General features: G+C 53.9%; 13 protein-coding genes. 9 read left to right on the top strand and 4 right to left on the bottom strand.

The features are described 5' to 3' along the window. The 5 genes from BXP70_RS20415 to BXP70_RS20395 all read left to right on the top strand — a co-directional run. Positions 1 to 1,715, top strand: a 1,715-nt coding sequence (locus BXP70_RS20415) for a SprB repeat-containing protein (RefSeq protein WP_179197768.1), incomplete at its 5' end; no start/stop codon positions are given. Beyond that, positions 1,712 to 3,055: a hypothetical protein gene (locus BXP70_RS20410; protein ID WP_086595971.1), complete on the top strand. Its 1,344-nt coding sequence runs from the start codon at positions 1,712 to 1,714 to the stop codon at positions 3,053 to 3,055. The genes BXP70_RS20415 and BXP70_RS20410, both read left to right, overlap by 4 nt. Then, complete coding sequence (locus tag BXP70_RS20405) at positions 3,052 to 3,498, top strand: hypothetical protein (protein WP_086595970.1); 447 nt, start codon at positions 3,052 to 3,054, stop codon at positions 3,496 to 3,498. Before BXP70_RS20410 ends, BXP70_RS20405 begins: the two co-directional genes overlap by 4 nt. Positions 3,499 to 3,510: 12 nt before the next feature. Continuing rightward, positions 3,511 to 3,702, top strand: coding sequence for a hypothetical protein (locus BXP70_RS20400; RefSeq protein WP_086595969.1), 192 nt, complete (start codon positions 3,511 to 3,513; stop codon positions 3,700 to 3,702). A gap of 3 nt (positions 3,703 to 3,705) precedes the next feature. Continuing rightward, a complete protein-coding gene (locus BXP70_RS20395; RefSeq protein WP_086595968.1) occupies positions 3,706 to 7,470 on the top strand; it encodes a phage tail tape measure protein in 3,765 nt (1,254 codons plus the stop codon). 101 nt (positions 7,471 to 7,571) lie between these two features. Here BXP70_RS20395 and BXP70_RS20390 read toward each other — a convergent pair whose 3' ends face one another. Further along, positions 7,572 to 8,441, bottom strand: a complete 870-nt coding sequence (locus BXP70_RS20390; protein WP_143436595.1) for a hypothetical protein — start codon at positions 8,439 to 8,441, stop codon at positions 7,572 to 7,574. 501 nt (positions 8,442 to 8,942) lie between these two features. Continuing rightward, entirely contained in the window at positions 8,943 to 9,533 is a 591-nt protein-coding gene (locus BXP70_RS20385) for a hypothetical protein (protein WP_086595966.1), read from the bottom strand. A 316-nt stretch (positions 9,534 to 9,849) separates the two neighbouring features. On the opposite strand from BXP70_RS20385, the gene BXP70_RS20380 reads away from it, so the two are divergent. Genes BXP70_RS20380 through BXP70_RS20370 form a run of 3 tightly spaced genes read left to right on the top strand, consistent with a single transcriptional unit; the run spans position 9,850 to position 12,691 of the window. After that, positions 9,850 to 11,226 carry an ATP-binding protein gene (locus BXP70_RS20380; RefSeq protein WP_179197767.1) on the top strand — a complete coding sequence of 459 codons (1,377 nt, stop codon included), beginning with the start codon at positions 9,850 to 9,852 and terminating at the stop codon, positions 11,224 to 11,226. Positions 11,227 to 11,229: 3 nt separating this feature from the next. Beyond that, complete coding sequence (locus tag BXP70_RS20375; protein WP_086595964.1) at positions 11,230 to 12,096, top strand: hypothetical protein; 867 nt, start codon at positions 11,230 to 11,232, stop codon at positions 12,094 to 12,096. Positions 12,097 to 12,109: 13 nt separating this feature from the next. Beyond that, positions 12,110 to 12,691, top strand: coding sequence for a recombinase family protein (locus tag BXP70_RS20370; RefSeq protein WP_086595963.1), 582 nt, complete (start codon positions 12,110 to 12,112; stop codon positions 12,689 to 12,691). A 46-nt stretch (positions 12,692 to 12,737) separates the two neighbouring features. On the opposite strand, the gene BXP70_RS20365 is transcribed toward BXP70_RS20370, so the two are convergent. Beyond that, positions 12,738 to 13,973 carry a tyrosine-type recombinase/integrase gene (locus BXP70_RS20365; RefSeq protein ID WP_086595962.1) on the bottom strand — a complete coding sequence of 412 codons (1,236 nt, stop codon included), beginning with the start codon at positions 13,971 to 13,973 and terminating at the stop codon, positions 12,738 to 12,740. Between the two features lie 357 nt (positions 13,974 to 14,330). On the opposite strand from BXP70_RS20365, the gene BXP70_RS20360 reads away from it, so the two are divergent. Then, complete coding sequence (locus BXP70_RS20360) at positions 14,331 to 15,998, top strand: ABC transporter substrate-binding protein (protein ID WP_086595961.1); 1,668 nt, start codon at positions 14,331 to 14,333, stop codon at positions 15,996 to 15,998. Positions 15,999 to 16,081: 83 nt separating this feature from the next. Here the strand turns inward: BXP70_RS20360 and yidC are convergent, their stop codons facing one another. Continuing rightward, positions 16,082 to 17,923 (bottom strand): membrane protein insertase YidC, encoded by a 1,842-nt coding sequence (yidC, locus tag BXP70_RS20355; protein ID WP_086595960.1) that lies wholly within the window; start codon positions 17,921 to 17,923, stop codon positions 16,082 to 16,084. Between the last annotated feature and the right edge of the window lie 299 nt (positions 17,924 to 18,222).

The raw sequence follows: 18,222 nt of genomic DNA, 5'->3' as shown, positions 1-18,222 counted from the left end.
ACGAAGACGCGGCCACCCGCTACGATTACTATCACGACGGCAACGGGCACGCCAACGTGGTGCCCGTTGCCATTGGGCAACTGAAGGTCGACGCGGCGGTTACCGACGTGCTGTGCTTCGGCGGCAGCACCGGTGCCATTCAGCTCACACCCAGTGGCTTGCCGGGGCCTTATTCCTACCTCTGGAGTGACGGTGAGACTGGTAAGGATCGGTATGGGCTGAAGATTGGCAGCTATAAGGTGAAAGTCACGGATGTGCCCACTGGCAAGTCCGTGGAGTTGACCAGAACCATCCTGCAGAACTCGCGCCTGGAGGTGCTGGTGCGCAAGATCGAAAACAACGTCACGCTGGAAGTCAGTGGGGGCGTCGCGCCCTATACGTTCCTGTGGGACGATGGCCCCACCACGGCCACGCGCCCCAACCTGGACGAAGGCACGTACTACTGCGTGGTCACCGACGCCGCCGGCTGCCAGGCGCAAACCATCGAAGTAGAAATCATCGGCTTCCGCTTTTACTGGAGCGGCAACCCCATCACGCTCTCGCTCGACGCCGGCGACGACTACCGCGCGGATCCTACCACCAAACCGGACCTGACGTTCCTGTGCGAGGTGTGGCTGGAGCCGGTGTACGGCAGCAATGAGTTTATTCAGATCGGTACCGTGCTGGAGCAGCCGGCCGACGCGGACGGCCGCACCGTGTTCCAAGTGGAAGAGCTGCTCGACGACTACCTAGGTTGGCACGTGCCGGCCGTAGGGGACGTGTACGTGCGCCTGGCCACGCCGCTGTTTCGCCGCTTTTATTTGAAGTATGCCGAGTTGTACGGCGACCCGCCCGTGCGCGCTGCCACCCAAGTGCTCACCCAGCATATGGTGCTGCGCGGCGGCCTGAGTAGCTACGAGCACGTGGCGCAAACCTACCAGGACGTGTACCGGCCGGCCGTGCAGCCATTTCTCACCTGGCAACCCAACCAGAAGCCAGTGGCGCTGGATCAGCCGGAGTACTTGTACTTCCTGGTCGATAGCGCCGCCACGTCGCTGCAGCTGTGGGTGCGCTGGTTCTACGACGATGGGACCAACGCGGAGCGCAACGTGGCCACGCACACCGGGCTGAGCCGCTACGAGGTGCACTGCCTGCCGGCGGGCTACCTGCAGTTAGGGCTTAACAACGCGGAGCAGGCTGACCGCCACATCGAGCGCTACCAGGTGTGGGTCACCGATAGCGACGGCGTGCTGCGCAGTGAAGTGCGCCATTACCTGCTCGACCGGCGCCCGGTGCTGCAGCGCCGCTACCTGGTGTTTGCCAACTCGCTCGGCGGCATGGATACGGTGGCCATGGTGGGCGAAGGCCAGCTCGACGTGGAAGTCACCGGCGAAGAAGTGCAACGCTCGCCGGTGCCGTTCCCGGATCCGCTCGATGGCGACCAACTCGTGCTCGACCGCACCCTGCGGCCGGTGCTCAAGCTAGGTTCGGGCGTGCGCGACAATGCCCGCGAGTGGATGGCCGTGCAGCAGGAGTTGCTGCTGAGCAAGCGGGTGCTGCTGCTGTATGGCACGCGCTGGGTGCCGGTGACGGTGAAGGCCCAAACCAGCACGCTCAAAAAAGACAACGACTTTCTGCCGGCGCTGGATATCACGCTGCAGCTGCCGCGCGAGCGATTCTACACGCCACGCTTGGGGGCCGCGGCCGTCACGCGCCAAGACGTACTGCTGCCATGATTGGACTCAAAACTGCCCGCGGCTGGCTCGACCTGGCGCCGGGTACCATCGGCATCGAAATCGGCAATCCGTTCTTCCGCTACGATGCCGTGCCAGGCGTCACCACGTACCCGTTCAACTTGCCGCTCACGCCGGGCAACCGCCGCCTGCTGAACGTGCCGCACGTGCGTGCGCTGCAGGGCGAAGCGGTGGCCCCGGAGCCGGTGGAGTTTTACCTGGATGGCGTGCTCTGGCGCGTCGGCAGCCTGCTCTACCAGGACTGGCAGCCCGATAAGAACACCTACACCTACCAGTTCGCCGCCGGCGCCGACGACTTGCAGGCCCGCATCGACGGCGTCACGCTGGCCTCCCTGGACCTAGGTACCGTGCCGCTCATCGATAGTCCGCTGCAGCCGGACTATGCCCTGCGCAAAGTGTACAATCCGGACTTCTACGGCGACAAGTATCCGGGCTTTTCCGGCTACCTAAACGACGGCCGTGAGCTCACGCCACAACCTAGGTTGGTACCGTTGCTGCGGCGCGTGCTGCAGCAGTTCGGCTACAGCCTGTCGGGCGAGTGGCTGCTGCGGCCAGCGGTGCAGCAACTCATGGTGTACTCCGACCGCGCGGCCGAGGACGACGGTGGCCGGCTGGCTAGCCTCGCGCTCAGCCAGCACGTGCCGGCGAGTCTGACCGTGCCGGAAGCGTTGGTGGCGCTGCAGAGCTACTTGGCCCTAGGCTACAACTTCGACCCGGTGCGGCGCGAGATGCGCATCATTCCGCTGCGGGACGTGGTGGAGGATGACGCCTACCTGGTACGCCAGGCGGGCGCCCTCACGCGCGCGCTGCCGGCCGGCTACCAGGGCTATACGCTGAGCCTAGGACTGGAGAGTGACGATGAGCTAGCCAAAACCATGGACACCAACTGGGCCTCGCTCGTGCTCGATGCCGGCAAGACGGAAGTGAGGACGGAGGCTGGCACGCTGCAGTCTATCAACGGCGTGCCTTCGATCCGGACGCGCGGCGCCACGCCCCGCTTTGACTTAGGGGATGACTCCCGCTGTGGGCTGCGCCTGCTGTTCGATCGGCCGGATCAACTGGCCGGCGACCTGGTGCTGCGCTGGGCCGGCGACAACGGCCTGTATGCGCAGTGCCATAAGCCCTGGCTCGACTTCCTGAAAACGGCCGGCACTGAGGAGCGCACCATGCCCTTCCGGGTGGCCGACTTGCTGGCGCTGAACCCAGCCCGCAAAGAGATGGTGGGGCCACGAAAATATTTATGGGAAAAGATTTCGGTAACCGTGTCGACGTCGACGCGCCTGGAGTCGGCCCGCTTTACCTATCGAAATATCCGCCGATGAGTGTCGACAATACAGCCCAGCAAGAACTGGAGCTAGCCACCAAGTGGCTTGATATCACCATTACGAACTTCATCGAAAACATGCGCAAGCTGCGCATTGAGGACACCGGCACGCTCATGGCCAGCTTCCAAAAGCAAGTGGTGGGCTCGGCTGAGGGCCGGCTGCAAATGCGGCTGAGCTACGCGCTGTATGGCAAGTTCGTCGACATGGGCGTCGGCCGCGGCATGGGCGCCGGCGTCACCAAAAAGGACGATGGCTACGACCGCATCCGTATGAGCCGCGGCCGGCTAAAGCGGTATGCGCGCAAGAAGCGCAACTGGTACGCCACCGAGATGAGCTACCAGACCCGGCGCCTCAGCGAGCTGATGTACGAATTACACGGCAAGCTCCTGCTCACCACGGTGAACTCGGCCTTGCCATCAGAAACCACTATCACCTTCTAAGTGACCCTATTTATGGATGCTACTGCTAACCAATTTCCTAGTTCCCTCAGTGACTTATGCTTTGCCCAGGCCGTGCTGACCAATAAGCTGCGCCGGCAGCGACCTGATTCTGATGATTTTAAGCAATGCCAGTTAGAGCTGCAAGTTATCACGGGCAAAATCACCACTATCAGACGCGACCTCGGTAACCTAGATACTCTATAAGCGATGGCTACCGAGAAAGAAACCAGAGAAGTAGAGATTATTCTCAATGCGCAGCAGGCCAACGCCAGTCTCAAAGACATGGCGGCTGGTGCCGCGTTGATGAATAATCAGCTCAATAAAATGAGCGCCGATGATCCGCGCCGGGAGCAACTGAAGCAAGATTTTCAGGAGCTGAAGCAGCGGATCAAGGAAACCCGCGACGAAATCAACGGCACCGTGCTGTCGCAGGAGCAGCTGCGTGCGAAAACCGAGCAGCTCAATCAGGCCAACGCCGCCACCGTGCAGCAGGGCCAGAAGCTGACGGCCTCCTACAAAGAAATAAAGGAGGCGGCCGGCGTGCTCGAGAAGCAGCTGGAGGAGTTGTCGGGGGACGATCCGGACCGGGAGAAACTCATTGAGGACTATCAGGAGCTGAAAGCCCGGATGGTCGAGATGAAAGCGGAGTTCACCGAAACGGCAAAGTCGGCCCATGAGCTTCAGCTTGAGCAGCTTTTGCTGGCCCAGGCCAACAAGGAGTTGGTCGAAACGGGGCAGCAGGCCGGCGCGTCGATGAACCAGATGAAGGCCGCGGCGTCCATCCTGGAGCAGCAACTGAATGAGATTTCGCGCGACGATCCGGGCCGGGCGCAACTGATCAAAGATTATCAGTTGCTGCAGCAGCAGATGGAAGCGGCTAAAGACGAGGTCAAAACCTACGTTAAGTCGGAGCAGGAACTGCGGGAGGAAACGGCGCGCCTGAATCAGGAAAACCAGCAGGTGATCCTGAATGGGCAGAAGGTATCGGCTTCGTTCAACGAAATGGATGCGGCGGCCAAAAAGCTGGAGGCTCAGCTGAAGGACTTGTCGGCTGACGATCCGGACCGCAAGAAGCTATTGGCCGACTACCATGAGTTGCAGGAGCGGCTCGGCTTGGTGAAAAAAGAGCTAGGTGAAACCGCCAAAGAAGGCTTCACCATGAAAGATGCGCTGATGTTCGCCGGCGTGGACCTAGGTTTAGAAGCCGCGGTCGACCTGGTGAAGGAGATGGGCGCGGCGATTGCCGAAACCGTCAAGGAGTTCGGCACCCTGCGCAGTGAGATCAACAGCCTGACCGGCGCCACTGGCCAGGAGCTCGATGATCTGACGGCCGGCATCGCCGCGGTGGCCAAGACCTTCGGCAAGGAAAACCAGGAGGTGCTCACGGCCAGCAACGCGCTGGCCAAGCAGATGGGTATTTCCCAAAAGGAGGCCCTCGACCTGATTCAGAAAGGCTTCGTTGCCGGCGCTGATGCCAACGGCGAGTTCCTCGACCAGGTGAAGGAGTACCCGGCGCAGTTCAAAGCCGCCGGCGTGAGCGCCTCGGAGTTCATTGCCATCGTCAGCAAGTCTCAGACGGATGGCGTGTTCTCGGATAAAGGCGCCGACGTGGTGAAAGAGTTCGGGTTGCGGATCCGGGAGCAGACCAGCGCCACCAAGGATGCGATGTTCGCCGCGTTTGGGCCCGAGTTTACCAACACCTTGTTGGATGGGGTGAACAAGGGTACCATCACCACAACGGAGGCTCTGAAGCGCATCGCCACCGAGATGGATGAAACCAAGCTCACGGCCTCGCAGGCGCAGACGGTTATCGCCGACGTGTTCGGTGGTCCGGGCGAAGATGCCGGCCTCGACTTCATCAAATCGATGAAGAACGTCGGCGTTGGCATCGACCAGCTCATCGACAAAAATAACGTGTACGTGCAGCGCCAGCAGGCACTGCTCGACTCCAACAAGGAGCTAGCAGCGGTGCAGAACGACCTGGCCAAAGAGTTCGAGGGTGGCACCGCCATCATCGACACGCTCAGCAACAAGGCCATGACCGTGCTCTACTCGCTGCTAGGGCAACTGGTGGTTATCTTCAAGGAGCTATTCCAGCCGGTGCGCGAAATATGGGATGCGTTCCTGGACCTAGGGGAGTCGATGGGCCTCTTCTCGAAAGAGGGCACCTCGGCCCGCGGTGTGGGCGAGATGCTCGGCAACGTCATCCGGGCGCTGCTCACGCCCACGCGCCTGTTGTGGGGCGCGATTGCCGACGTGGTGAAGGCGATCGTCGACTGGGCCAAGCACTCGGAATCGGCGCAGGGCTACATTCGCCTGATGATTTCGCCGGTGCAGGCGCTGTTCGATTTGCTCCGAAACGGGCCGGCGTACTTCGCCGGCTTCTCGGCCGCGGCAGAAGCTAGCTTCGGCGCCATCGGCCGGGCCTGGCAGCGCATTAAGGACCGTGACTTCTCCGGCGCGAAGGATGAATTCATGAACATCGGTAAGAATGCCGGCGACGCTTACTCCAAAGCTTTCGCCGACGCGCTGGCCAAGAAGGTGACGGTGGCCGCTCCGGAGCAGGCTGCTGCAGCCCCGGATGCGCCCGAAAAGCGGGCCGCTGGGGGCGATGGTACCACCGCAAAAGACCAGGCCGATGCGGAAAAAGCGGCCGCTAAGTTGCGTAAGGAAGCCCGCGACAAAGCCGACCAGGAGCACCTGGATGCGCTGAAGGCCATGGGTGATCAGGAGCTAGAGTATCGGGATGTATTGGCTAACCGGGCCACGAGTGACGCCGAGAAGCAGCGCGAGCAGGAGCGCCAGAAAATCTACGACGATGCCGATAAGAAGTACCAGGCCCTCACCGGCAAGGAGATCGACTATCAGCAGCGCGTGCAGTCCATCGTCGATGAGCAGCAGCTAGCTCTGCGCACCCTTGCGGCCAAGTACACCGAGGAGGAGGAGAAGCGCCGGCAGGAAGCCATCGATAAAAAGATCGAGCAGAACGCGGCCGACGCCGAGGTAGCCGCCGCTGAGCTAGGGGTGAAGCTGGCTAACGGCGTAATCGATGAGCAGGCGTATCAGGATGCCATCTACCAGGTGCAGCTGGAGGCCTCGCGCCGGGAGCTAGAGCTGGTGAAGCAGAAGTCCGGTGCCGAGTCGGCCGAGTACAAGAAGGCCCTCTCGAACAAGCTGAAGGAAGAGGCCGATTATGCGGCCAAGAAAAAGAAGCAGGACGATGACCTAGCCAAGTTCGAGAAGGCGTTGTCGGCGGTGAAGAAGGTGGTGAACTCGCAGGAGGTCGACGCCCTGGGCGAGATGCTCGGCAAGAAAAACGCCATCTACAAAGCAGCGGTCGTAGCACAGAAAGCTATTGCCATTGCTGAAATCGGCATCGGCCTGCAAAAGCAGTGGGTGGCCAACGCCGAAGCCGGCGCCAAGATATCGGCAGCCTTCCCGCCGGTGAGCATTCCGCTGGGCACAGCCTACACCTTCGGCATGAACGCGCTGGCTGCCGCCGGCGCGGCTGCCTCGACGGCGAAGGTGCTGGGCTTCCGCACGGGCGGTGCCACTAGTGCCGCAGCCATGGGGCGCGAGATTGGGCTGAGCGTAGGTACTAACGGCAAGCTGGTCGACTCGGATGGCTACGCCGTCGCCGGCGTCGTGCACGAGAATGAGTACGTAATTCCGGCTTGGCTGCGGCAGGACCCGACTGTGGTGCAGATGGAGCAGTACCTGGAGGCACGCCGGGTGCGCGGCTTCGCTAGTGGCGGCGCCACGTCGGGCGACTCGTCGGCTGCGGTCGCGGCGCTGCCGGCGTCGTCAGAGGTGGTGGACTTACTGCGGCAACTCGTGGCTAACCAGCAGCAACAAGACGCGCGCATGGATGCCTGGGCGCGCGAGCTGAAGGTAGTGCAGAGCCTCTACGACTTCGACCAAGACTACGGTACCTATAAGAAGGTGAACAATGAAAGTGGAATTCGGAAATAATTATGAATTAAAACAGGCGTTGGCTGTTGTCCATGCCTGCATCAACCTGTATGAAGCTGCTTTACAGCAAATGCAATAAGAAAAGGTCAGAAGGAAGACACTCAGTTATACCGTAATTTCCAATGTCTAACATCTTGGCGGTAAGATTTAGCATCATAGGCTTGATCTGATCCGTAGTATGGAGAACGTTCCGGAACATTCTGCCGCGATTTAGCAGCACGCTTCTTCTCAAATAACCATCGGGTGTTGAAGCTAACTTTGATGGCCTCTTTTGGAAAAGGCATCTGCTGGGATTTAAGATCTGTGACAAACTGATTAATAGCTGCTTGACAATCGCCACAGGTGCCTTGTGGCCCCACCATCTCTACTCGTAACTCATCCCCCTTTTCAGTTACGAATTCTGTTGCATAATTACCTCCAGACTTCAGATTTTCTTCTACAACACGCCGAGCCTCTTGTTCTGCTGTCGCTAGCTCGTCTTTCTCTGCAGCATTTGCTTGCTTTCTATGCTTCTCCTTTGTTTTCTTAGTTGCAGTAGAGCTATTCTGTATGTCTAATCGTATGTTATCATAATTCTGCTTAATCCTCGTTTCTTCAGTTGAAAGAACTTGGTTCACCTTATCATTGAAAAAGGAAATGTACTCTTGCTTCAATCTTGCGACGATCCCACCGAAGCACTCTAGGATTGGGCGTAAACCAAGCATTTCTGAGTCTTCACTGTTGTAGTGACTTGGCTGATTTGATTCGCGAAGCTTAGCATATTCTCCTACAACGGTCTGAAGCAATGGATCTCTATCTGCTCTCCGGTCTGCTATTTTTTTAGGAGCGATTGACTTCAATAGACCACGCTTACCGGAGAATATAAAGATGCTCAAGTAAGAAGCATCGCGCTCGTTTGAGTCTGCAGTACTGATCAAAGAATTTAATACTGTCGCCTTACGTTCCTGCATTCTACGATCGCTTTCGCCCATCACCTCTCTCTGGATAACTACAGCTGTCGAGGGAGTACTGAAAGACCGTTTCTGAATGGCGTCTTGTATTTTTCTTTGCTGAATTGTACTGGGTCTGTTGTCAACTATTGCTCTCTGATTAGAGGAGGTAGATTGCAGTGCAACAGCTCTGCTGCCAATTGGGGCCGCATTTGTTTTGATACTCCTCATAGTTAGTTGCTGCAAAAATTATGTGAAGCTATAAGCAGAATGCTGGGTATTGTATGCTGGTAAGGTACTGATTTTCAATGAAAGGAGTGTTGTTTAATTCTTTTTCTGGTGCGTTTCATTAACAGCTTAGTTAACAAACTGAGCTGGCTTATAAATCTGTTCGAATTAGAGTTCTTTTTTGAACGGTTTTAGCACCCGCCTAAACGGCCCCGAAAACGCGGTTTTTCGGGGCCGTTTTTTGATAAGTAATTTGAACACGGGAACGTATGCCTTCCGCAAACAGCCGTTTGTAACTGGTTTGTTCGCCTAGGCTCAGGCATGACTGCTATTAAGCGTGCACGGCTGGAGTTTCCGCACAGCCCGTCCTAACGCGTAGCCCGCGCTAAGCCAGAGAATGGCGCCCGTGCCCCAAGCTACCCCAGCTTGCCACATAGTAGGGGGCAGCAGCAGACAGCCTAGCGTCCACAGGACCATGGCGCCGCCCGTCAGGTAGTGGCCGCGGTAGCGAAAGAGGCGGGCCAGGGGAAAAAAATGCAGGCCCACAATCAGCGCCATGGCGGGCAGCACGTACTGCGCCAGCCCGTGTTGAGGCAAGAGCTTATTCACCAAAAAAATGGCACCTCCTTCTCCCATGCCCAAAAAGGCGAACAGTCGCCCTTGGCGACGCGCTTGCGCCGCTTCTTCAGGGCCGCGCGTTTGCGGTCGCCAGGGCTTGGTCTGGCGCAGCACCCAGCCAGCGGTGCCTACCAGCGCGAGCATTGCCAAGCCGAGTGCGAGGCCGGTGGGGAGTGTGAGCCAGTGGGTAGCGGCGAGCCCGAGGGCGAGCCAGCCGCTGCCAAAAACGACAAGAAAGAGGGCGCCCGTCGCGCGACGAGCTAACGCCTCAGCAGTAGAGGGGGACATGAGGGCAAAGATAGGCTCCTACTGTCGAGATTAGCAGCCCACATGAAGTAAGTTTCTAGAGCCAGGAGCAGATTCCGCTAAGACCGCTAGCGGCTGCTTCCAGCTACTTTCTGGAGGTGCGCAAAAAACGGTGTCCTAAATAGGCCCGAAAAACGGCGTTTCCAGCTTGATTTCGCAGGGGCTAAAACTGCGTAGAAACCGTTCGATATTTCAGCAGGTTGATAATTGTAAAGGTTCCTTTTATGCGCAGGGTTCATTACGTTTGTAAACAGCCATTCGCTATCTCGTTTCTGAAATTTGGATTTTTCTTATGTATATGAGTAAATCAAAGGCAATCTCGTCAGTCAAAACAGGCAATACCATACAATCAGTTTATATAGAAGACTTGTTTGGGTACTATACTTATCACTTACGAGTTGATAGTAGTAATAATCTTTATATTATATACGGAGATAATGGTTCTGGTAAAACAACAATATTAAAACTCGTATTTTATATTCTGTCCACAGATTCTTCAAAGGGGTATAAAACAGCACTAGCAAATACTAAATTTAAAAGCATAGTGGTGACCCTAAGTAATGGGATAGAAGTCTTTGCTAAAAGAAATGAAAGTGCAAAGGGCGGTTTTTTATATGGAATAAGATCAAATGGCAATACTTACGAATGTAATGTTGGTGTTGAGATGGAGGGTGGTAAGCCTAATGGAAATATTATAGTCAATCGCGATGAAATAATAAACAATAAAGGGTATGCAGCTTTAACACAAAGAATAGATGAATTAGAAATGTCTGTTTATTTTCTTAAAGATAACCGTGAAGTTATGGCTAGCTTTAAGAATCAGTTGAGAAGTAGATACAAAAGAAATAGAGCGATCTTTGAGCAAGGATTAGATTATGCTATTGATGGAGAGTTGTTGAGAAGGAAGGCTAATTTAGAAGATGCTAAATCAGAAATAGACAGAGCGTTTGAAAGATTTTCTGATTGGATTAAATCTCGCGTCTTTAGATTTTCTAATATAGGTGAAAAAAATAATAAGACAATTTACATGGAGCTTATTAAATCAATAGCTGATAGTAATAATAACGAAGATGACAGTGAAAATAAATTTGATAATAAGGCTAATATATTAGAGCAATTAAAAATCTTATCGGTTAGAAATAAGGAGCTTTCAAACTTTGGTTTAATATCTGATTTTGATTATGAGTCATTGGCGACAGTGCTACGTGGAATTGCTAGTCCTAGTAAATTAGATATAATTAGTAAAGTTTTATCGCCATTTATAGATGGTTCTAATGCAAAAATACTCGCATTAGATGAAATTTATAATGTTATTATATCATTTATAAATTATGTAAATGAGTATTTTCATGATAAAGAAATTCGTTATAGTTTCCATGAAGGATTTTGGATTACTCACAAGAATGGAGAAAATGTTCCATTTAATGAATTGTCATCAGGGGAAAAGCATTTATTGCTGTTATGGGTAAATACTATAACAGCAGATACTGCTACTATATTTATTATAGACGAACCTGAAATTTCGTTAAATATAAAATGGCAGAGAAGATTATTGAGTAGCTTATTGCATTTTAGTTCAGGGAGAGATATACAGTTTGTTGTTGCTACACACTCTGTAGAGTTATTAGCTAATAACATGGATAGTGTGGTCAGACTTGTTAATGAGCATGTGTAAATTATGTTGAATACTGATTATAAAAGAACGCCAAACGAACTAATAGCTAGATATACATTAGAGCCTTCTATAAAAGATATATTTGTTGAAGGAGATTCTGATAGAGCTATTTTTGTAAACTATATTAAACGTAGGAACCTTTTGTATAATGTGTATACAATTGACACGATTGACACGCGTGATTTAAAAATTATTTCATTAGGCAATATAGGTCATAAAAATCGTGTGGAGTCACTCTCTTCTTTTTTTGAAGAAAAGTTGGGTATTAGAAAAATATGTTTGTTTTGTATTTCTGATAAAGATTATGATTTTTTTTATGAAGATACAATAAATAATAGCTATTTATTAAAAACTGATTTTTCGAGCATTGAAAGCTATTCTTTTAATGTAGAGGTTATGCAAAAATTAATAAATGCAAGTTTTTTCAAATCAGCTTTTTTAGCTAATGAATTTATAGGTAAAATAATCCCCGCTATTAAGTTTTTATATTTGGTTAGATTAGTCAGATATCAAATGAATTATACATGGGCTAAAGTTGAGGTTGAAAAGGCAATCGAGATAGATAAAAAAGGTAATATCTCTTTTGATTTGATGGGATACATACTCAAGCTTGCAAGCCGTAATCATGAAGTTTATTCTCGTCAACAAGAGTTTATAGAAAGGTACAATGGATTAGAACATATTTGTTTGAATTTTGATTACAGAGATAGTATGCATGGGCATGATTATACTGCTTTATTGAATTATTATTTCCAAAGATTAGGAAGAGAAAAAGTTACTGTTGATTTTTTTGAAAAAACTGTAATAATGAATATCGAGGCAGAAGATTTAGATCATTATCCTTTGTTTATAACTCTTGCTCAATGTTAGAGTAATAGCTCGTATGAAAGCTGCCATATACGCCCGGGTGAGCACCCGCGACAAAGGTCAAGATAACGAGAACCAGCTGCGTGAGCTACGGGTCTTCGCCGAGCGGCTAGGATACACCGTCTATAAAGAGTACACCGACCAGGACAGCGGCAGCAAAGCCGAACGGCCGCAGTTCAAGCAGATGTTTCTCGATGCCCACCAGCGCCGCTTCGAGGTGGTGTTGTTTTGGGCCCTCGATCGCTTCAGCCGGGAAGGCGTAGCAGAAACCTTAAGCTACCTGCAAAACTTATCGGTTTCTGGAGTGCAATTCAAAAGCTTCACGGAGCAATACTTGGATAGTACCGGCATCTTCAAAGATGCCATCATCGGTATCTTGGCAGCCATTGCTAAGCAGGAGCGTGTGCGCTTGAGCGAGCGAACCAAAGCAGGCCTGGCGAGAGCGAAGCTGAAAGGATCGAAGATCGGCCGGCCGGCTGTTGATGCGCCACTGGTGGCGCAGGTGAAGCGACTAAAGGAGGCCGGCACCTCTGACCGGGCCATCGGTAAGGCACTCGGCATATCTGCCGGCAGCGTGAAGAAGTACGCTAGCAACTAATAACAAAAAAGCCCCTTCACACAGCGTAGAGGGGCTTTTGATTTGTTTACAATACGTCGTAAATCGCCGCGGCGGCTTCGTCGAGTTCGGCCGTGCTCAAGCTTTCTAGGTATGCCTCCGTCTGCTCGATGCTGCGGTGGCCCAGCATGGCTTGCGCCGTGTACTTGTTCACCTTACCAGCATGGCCCGCCAGCGTATGCCGGGCCGTGTGGCTGTGCAAGCTCACCGAGAGACCTAGGTGCCGGGCAATGACCACCAGGCGCCCGTTGACGCGCGCCGTGGCATTACGTCGGGCAATCCAGCGGCCCGCTTTGTCCAGGCTGAAGTAGTCCTCCGGGAGCAGTGGGAACACCAGGTCACTACCTACTTTTAGGTAGGGCGTGAGCAGTTGCCGCAGGGGCTCCGTCAGCGCCACGTCCTTGTACTTGCCTCGCTTCACGGCCTTAAACTTCACCCGCCCTAGCTGCCAGTCGATATCCCGCCAGCGTAGCTCCAGCACGTTGCTGATGCGGCACCCGTGCAGGTGATACTGGCACAAATACACGGCTCTAGCTAGCTGCTGCTTCTCGGAGCTAAGCGGCAAGTCACGGAACTGCTGCAGCTGCTCCCGCGTCAGGTGGGTGCGGGACTTGGCTTGGTCAGCCGCGTTCTTGGGCGCCAGGTCGTTGAAGGGATTCGGCAGTAAGGTAGGAGCGCCCTTGTTGAGCATCGCGCGCAGCGCGTTCAGCCACGTGGCCGCACTAGTGGGCGCGTAGTGCTCGGCGAGCCAGCCGGCGAAGCTGCGCGTCTTGGCCTCGGTGAGTTGCGAGAGGCGCACCGGGTGCTCGGTGCACCAGCGCTTCCACACGGCGATGGCCGAACCGTGGCCCCGATACGTGGCCTCGTTGCCGGCCGCGTAGTGCTGCTCCCGGACGCTGCTGAGCAACTCACTCACGAGTGGATCCACGCCAGGCGTCGGCTTGTTGGGCATCATCGCCTGGCGTACATCCTTAGCCGTGATGACCTGGTCAGGTGTAGCCAGTGCCAGCAGCTGGTCGAGGGTGGTGCGCGCACGACCTTCGAGCGACTTTAGGCTGGCATTAAGGTCAATGCTGGCCTGGCTGGTACCGCGGCATTTGCCGGCTTTTGGATTCCACTCACTAGGTAGTAAGCGGATTTTGGTGGAGTACTCGCTGCGCTGGCCATGAATGGTGATGCGCATGGAGATCGGCGCTTTGCCGGCTGCGTTGGCTTTGTGCTTTTTTTGCCAAAACAGCAGTTCCATCGGAATAGAATGTGACATTTTCCCGTGCCGCAGGAATAGGGCGGCCGGGCGTTGCAGAAATAAGTAGGGTGGCGCATAAAATAGATAGCGTACTAGTCCATAACAGCACGAGAATATGCAGTTAGGGAATAGACACTCGCTAAAAAGGGGGTGTCTCGACAGTAGCCAAAAAAGGTGTGTTGCTACTGCTATATAGACGACTGAGCGACCAGGAAGGGTAACCGTAGAGGTAACCGCGCCTGGGGCTCAGAAACGCATTTGGTATGGAAAGGGCGGAAAAAGAAAAAGCCCCAAACCAGCCGAAAACTCAGCTAATTGGGGCCGCAAACCACTTCAGGTTACCTTTGCACAAATATACACTGTTTCGTCTTTCCCATGTTGTTGTTTCCGGGTCGTTTTGCTAGCTTTTCCTCTGCTTTGCTCATCGCATTAGCTAGCTGTAGCAGTCCGGGCGAGCCTGCCAACGACCATCGTGTTTTTCGCTACAACCAGCCTGAGGCGCTAACTTCTCTGGACCCTGCCTTTGCTAATAAGCAAGCGAATATCTGGGCTGTTACGCAGCTGTATAATGGCCTCGTAGAGCTAGATGACCAAATGAAGCCCGGTCCGGCCATAGCACGCCGCTATGACGTCTCCCCCGATGGCTTACGTTACACTTTCGTACTACGCCCCAACGTCTACTTTCAAGATTCAGAAGTATTCCCAACGGGTAAGGGCCGGCGTGTGATAGCGCAGGACTTTGTCTACAGCTTCAAGCGCATTCTCGACCCTGCCACAGCTAGCCCCGGCGGCTGGGTGTTTCGGGGGAAGGTGCTGGAAAACACAAAAGGAGAAATTAGCGATACTGCTTTTGTTGCTCCCAACGACAGTACTTTACGCGTTTACCTTAAAGAGCCATTTATTCCATTCCTGGGCATTCTGACGATGCCGTACGCCTACGTGGTGCCGCGTGAAGCGGTGCAGCGCTACGGCAAAGACTTTCGAGAACATCCGGTGGGTACTGGGCCGTTTCAATTTAAGCTGTGGGATGAAGGCAATGCTATTATCTACCATCGCAACCCAAACTATTGGCGCCACGACGCGCAGGGTAAATCGCTACCCTACTTAGAAGCGGTACAAATCAGCTTCATCCAGGACCGCAAGACGGAGTTTTTGACCTTTCAGCAGGGCAAGCTCGACTTCCTGTCGGGCATACGCGAAGGCTCCCGCGACTTGATTCTGTACCCTGATGGGACTGTGCGGGAGGACTTCAAGGGAAAGTTTCGGTTTGAAAAGGTGCCCTATCTAAACACCGAATACCTAGGTTTTCAACTTGATCCGGCCAACTTGCGTGGCAACGGCGCCAACGCAGCCTTGCGTGACAAACGGGTCCGGCAAGCGTTGAGCTACGCCCTTAATAAGCCCGAGCTGATCGCCTACTTCCTGAACAACGTGGGCGTGCCGGGCCTTTCGGGCTTTGTCCCCTCCTCGTTGCCGTCGTATAGCGCCAAGCTGGTGCCGGGCTACACGTACCAACCTGATAAGGCGCGCCAACTGCTGCGGGCCGCTGGTTACGGGCCAGGTAAGCCCCTTAGTCTGCGGCTATCGACGGTGCAGGAGCGTAAGGAGATTTGCGAGTACTTGCAGAAAAAGTGGGCCGAGGTAGGAGTGCAGGTAACCATTGATGTAAACCAAGCCGCTGCCCACCAGGAAATAGTAGATAATGGCCAAGCGGCGTTCTTTACCAAGTCGTGGCTGGGCGACTATCCCGATGCTGAGAACTACCTAGCGCTCTTTTATAGTCCTAATTTCTCGCCCGCCGGCCCAAACAAGACGCACTTTAAAAGCGCCGCCTACGATAAGCTCTACGCACAGGCTAAGCTGGAGCAAGACCCGCAGAAACGCTATGCCCTCTACCAGCAAATGGACCGCATTGTGGTAGAAGAAAGCCCCGTTATTCCCCTGTATTACGACCAGGTAGTGCGCCTAACCCAGAACAATATCCACGGCCTCACGCCAAATCCAATGAACCAGCTCGTACTGGAACGCGTGCGGAAGGAATAACAAATCTGCTTTATGAGAGCCTACAATAAGAAAGCCCTTCTGCTTAGAGCAGAAGGGCTTTCTTATTGTAGGGAATCTAGGTTTTACTTGTTGCCTTTGGGCTTGGCTTGACCTGGTTTTTTAGCTTCGGCTTCGCGTTCCTGGGCTGCTTTCATGGCCTCAGCAAGGCGGGCTTGGAAGCCGCTCGGTTTTTTATCCTTGTTCTTAACCTTGTTGGCTTCGAGCTGGGCACGCAGTTTGGTATCATCCACAAAGTTGCGGGTGATGAACTGCTGACCGAAGGTGATGACGTTTGACACAAAGTAGTACCAAGTCAGGCCCGACGCGTAGCTGTTCAGCACAAACAGGAAGATAATCGGCATCAAGTAGCTGTAGAACTTCATGGGGCCCTGCATGGCCGTGTTCAGCTGGTTGCTCTGCCAAGTCATGAGTAGGGTAGAGGCCGTCATCATCAGGGTGAACATGCTTACATGGTCGCCGTACCACTTTAGGGTGAAGGGAAGCTTGATGAACACATCGTAGCTGCTTAAGTCTTTCGCCCACAAGAAGTGCTCTTGGCGCAGCTCAATTGAGTTCGGGAAGAAGCTGAACATGGCGAACAGGATGGGCAGTGTGAGCAGCGTGGGTACGCAGCCACTCAGTGGGCTTACGCCCATCGACGAATAGAGCTTCATCGTTTCGCTCTGCACCTTGGCCTGGTCGTCGCCATATTTCTCTTTAATCTCATCTAGCTCCGGCTTCAGCACCTTCATGCGCGCCTGCGACACATACGTTTTGTACGTGAGCGGCCAAGTCACCAGCTTAATCAACAGAACAAGCAGCGCGATGATGATGCCGTAGGAGCTGATGAACTGCTCCAGGAAGTGGAAAACTGGAATAACGATGAAGCGGTTGATCCAGCGGAACAAGCCCCAACCTAGGTACACGTTGCGGTCAAACTCGGGCGCGACGTCCTTGAGGATATTGAACGAGTTCGGGCCGAAGTAGAATCGAAAGCTAGCCTTGCCCTGCTCCACATCGGCAGCAGGAATGGTTAGCGTGCTGGTCAGCGTTTTGATGAAAGTAGGGTCCTCGTCAGTGATAACCGAGTTGAACTGACCGTTAGAAAACTGCTTTTCGGCAATGATGCCAGCCACGAAGAAGTCGTGCTTGTGCGCGGCCCACTTCAAGGGATCAGCCACTTTCACTTCCTCAGGTTTCTCTGAGGCTTCCGCAATTTCGCCCCGGTCGCCGCTAGCTAGGTAGTGGTTGATGGTGCTGTGGTTACGGTTTTGCTTGCGGTCCTGCTCCGTTTGGCGCACGCGGTCGATAAACGTGAACGTTAGTGGCTCCTGCGCCAGCACTGCATTCAAGCCTGTGAAATGCAGGTTGTAAGCAAGCTGAAAGGAATTATCAAGCAGCGTGTATACCTGCTCAATGCGGCCACCCGCCACGTCGGCGGCGAAAGTAACACGTTGGCCTTTCTGTTCGCCTTCAGCGACAGGCTGAGCGTCGCCAGCCGGTTGGAAATACAAGTCTGAAAGTCGAACGGTGCGGCCGTCGGTTGTCCGGAAGCGTGTATCGAGTTGAGCGCTCTGGCGGTCGAGCAAGTCGAACGGTTGGCCGAAGAACGTCTTGTACTTGTTCAGCCGAACTGCTTCGATGCGGCCTCCTTTGGTCGAAAACGTAACGGTGAGGTTCTCGTTTTTGAGCTGCACTTGCTGCGCCGTGCCTTGCGCGGCCGTGGCAAACGTGCCGAGGGTGCGCGCTGCCGTCGTAGAATCGAGAGGGGCGGCGGCCACTGGCGTAGCGCTTTTCGCAGCAGCGGTAGTCGTGGTGGGTTTGGCGGCCGGTTTGTCTGTCGGCGCTTTAGGCGCAAAGAAAAACAAATAGGCGAGCAGCAGGGCCGAAATTAGAAACAGGCCGGTTGCTTGGTTCTTGTCCATTGACGGGAACTGACAGGGAGAAAGATGACGAAGCGTTAACGGCTTCAGGAAGTGGAAATAAAAATAGAACCGCCTCAAAAAACAGGCGAGCCAACGGCAAAGGTAGCGTGTGGCAGAGGAAATGTTGAATGTTGAGTGCTGCGTGTTGAATAATAGACAACTTGGCAGGTAAATTATCTTGGCGCGCAACTGCTGCTATCCAAGAAAAGAACGTCAATCCAACGCTAGGAAAAATCTCGCCTGTGCTGGTAACTCTGCCTACTAGGTTACCATTGCACGCGGGATTCCTCCTAGCGTCG

The sequence above is a fragment of the Hymenobacter crusticola genome (genome assembly GCF_002154225.1).
In the GTDB taxonomy this organism is placed as follows: Bacteria; Bacteroidota; Bacteroidia; order Cytophagales; family Hymenobacteraceae; genus Hymenobacter; species Hymenobacter crusticola.
The sequence above is the reverse complement of the archived record's forward strand: the minus strand, read 5'-3'. Positions and strand labels throughout refer to the sequence as shown.

Coding starts and splice junctions, on each gene's coding strand:
- yidC (WP_086595960.1), bottom strand. CDS start 17,923: ATGGACAAGAACCAAGCAACCGGCCTGTTTCTAATTTCGGCCCTGCTG.
- BXP70_RS20370 (WP_086595963.1), top strand. CDS start 12,110: ATGAAAGCTGCCATATACGCCCGGGTGAGCACCCGCGACAAAGGTCAA.
- BXP70_RS20375 (WP_086595964.1), top strand. CDS start 11,230: ATGTTGAATACTGATTATAAAAGAACGCCAAACGAACTAATAGCTAGA.
- BXP70_RS20380 (WP_179197767.1), top strand. CDS start 9,850: ATGAGTAAATCAAAGGCAATCTCGTCAGTCAAAACAGGCAATACCATA.
- BXP70_RS20385 (WP_086595966.1), bottom strand. CDS start 9,533: ATGTCCCCCTCTACTGCTGAGGCGTTAGCTCGTCGCGCGACGGGCGCC.
- BXP70_RS20405 (WP_086595970.1), top strand. CDS start 3,052: ATGAGTGTCGACAATACAGCCCAGCAAGAACTGGAGCTAGCCACCAAG.
- BXP70_RS20365 (WP_086595962.1), bottom strand. CDS start 13,973: ATGTCACATTCTATTCCGATGGAACTGCTGTTTTGGCAAAAAAAGCAC.
- BXP70_RS20410 (WP_086595971.1), top strand. CDS start 1,712: ATGATTGGACTCAAAACTGCCCGCGGCTGGCTCGACCTGGCGCCGGGT.
- BXP70_RS20395 (WP_086595968.1), top strand. CDS start 3,706: ATGGCTACCGAGAAAGAAACCAGAGAAGTAGAGATTATTCTCAATGCG.
- BXP70_RS20360 (WP_086595961.1), top strand. CDS start 14,331: ATGTTGTTGTTTCCGGGTCGTTTTGCTAGCTTTTCCTCTGCTTTGCTC.
- BXP70_RS20390 (WP_143436595.1), bottom strand. CDS start 8,441: ATGGGCGAAAGCGATCGTAGAATGCAGGAACGTAAGGCGACAGTATTA.
- BXP70_RS20400 (WP_086595969.1), top strand. CDS start 3,511: ATGGATGCTACTGCTAACCAATTTCCTAGTTCCCTCAGTGACTTATGC.